The sequence below is a fragment of the Pantoea sp. BAV 3049 genome, from assembly GCF_009765445.1.
GTDB lineage: Bacteria > Pseudomonadota > Gammaproteobacteria > Enterobacterales > Enterobacteriaceae > Erwinia.
This window is the reverse complement of sequence record NZ_WHOY01000008.1, coordinates 1-1,693: the sequence shown is the minus strand read 5'-3', so window position 1 is coordinate 1,693 and position 1,693 is coordinate 1. Positions and strand designations below refer to the sequence as shown.

At 53.3% G+C, this 1,693-nt stretch carries 1 rRNA gene; it reads left to right on the top strand.

Going from position 1 to position 1,693, the window contains the following annotated elements:
* Positions 1-146: 146 nt before the first annotated feature.
* Positions 147-1,693: ribosomal RNA gene (locus GSQ70_RS00575) — 23S ribosomal RNA — on the top strand; the annotation flags it as partial.

The window sequence follows — 1,693 nt, the reverse complement described above, 5'->3', positions numbered from 1 at the left end:
TGCTCTTTAACAATCCGGAACAAGCTGAAAATTGAAACGACATGTCGTTTTCATTCTCCGTAATAAGAATGAAGTCAACGATATGTTCGAGTCTCTCAAATGCTTACAGCTGACAACGTGTCCTGCGGGACGCTTGTGGGTTGTGAGGTTAAGTGACTAAGCGTACACGGTGGATGCCCTGGCAGTCAGAGGCGATGAAGGGCGTGCTAATCTGCGAAAAGCGCCGGTAAGGTGATATGAACCGTTACAACCGGCGATACCCGAATGGGGAAACCCAGTGCAATCCGTTGCACTATCGCAACATGAATACATAGTGTTGCGAGGCGAACCGGGGGAACTGAAACATCTAAGTACCCCGAGGAAAAGAAATCAACCGAGATTCCCCCAGTAGCGGCGAGCGAACGGGGAACAGCCCAGAACCTGAATCAGCTTGTGCATTAGTGGAAGCGTCTGGAAAGTCGCAGGGTACAGGGTGACACTCCCGTACACAAAAATGCACCTGCTGTGAGTTCGATGAGTAGGGCGGGACACGTGGTATCCTGTCTGAATATGGGGGGACCATCCTCCAAGGCTAAATACTCCTGACTGACCGATAGTGAACCAGTACCGTGAGGGAAAGGCGAAAAGAACCCCGGCGAGGGGAGTGAAAGAGAACCTGAAACCGTGTACGTACAAGCAGTGGGAGCACCTTCGTGGTGTGACTGCGTACCTTTTGTATAATGGGTCAGCGACTTATATTCTGTAGCAAGGTTAACCGTATAGGGGAGCCGCAGGGAAACCGAGTCTTAACTGGGCGTTAAGTTGCAGGGTATAGACCCGAAACCCGGTGATCTAGCCATGGGCAGGTTGAAGGTTGGGTAACACTAACTGGAGGACCGAACCGACTAATGTTGAAAAATTAGCGGATGACCTGTGGCTGGGGGTGAAAGGCCAATCAAACCGGGAGATAGCTGGTTCTCCCCGAAAGCTATTTAGGTAGCGCCTCGTGAACTCATCTCCGGGGGTAGAGCACTGTTTCGGCTAGGGGGCCATCCCGGCTTACCAACCCGATGCAAACTGCGAATACCGGAGAATGTTATCACGGGAGACACACGGCGGGTGCTAACGTCCGTCGTGAAGAGGGAAACAACCCAGACCGCCAGCTAAGGTCCCAAAGTCATGGTTAAGTGGGAAACGATGTGGGAAGGCACAGACAGCCAGGATGTTGGCTTAGAAGCAGCCATCATTTAAAGAAAGCGTAATAGCTCACTGGTCGAGTCGGCCTGCGCGGAAGATGTAACGGGGCTAAACCATGCACCGAAGCTGCGGCAGCGACGCTTATGCGTTGTTGGGTAGGGGAGCGTTCTGTAAGCCGTCGAAGGTGGACCGTGAGGTCTGCTGGAGGTATCAGAAGTGCGAATGCTGACATAAGTAACGATAAAGCGGGTGAAAAGCCCGCTCGCCGGAAGACCAAGGGTTCCTGTCCAACGTTAATCGGGGCAGGGTGAGTCGACCCCTAAGGCGAGGCCGAAAGGCGTAGTCGATGGGAAACAGGTTAATATTCCTGTACTCGGTGTTACTGCGAAGGGGGGACGGAGAAGGCTATGTTGGCCGGGCGACGGTTGTCCCGGTTTAAGCGTGTAGGCTGGTGTTCCAGGCAAATCCGGAACGCTTTAAGGCTGAGGCGTGATGACGAGGCACCACGGTGCTGAAG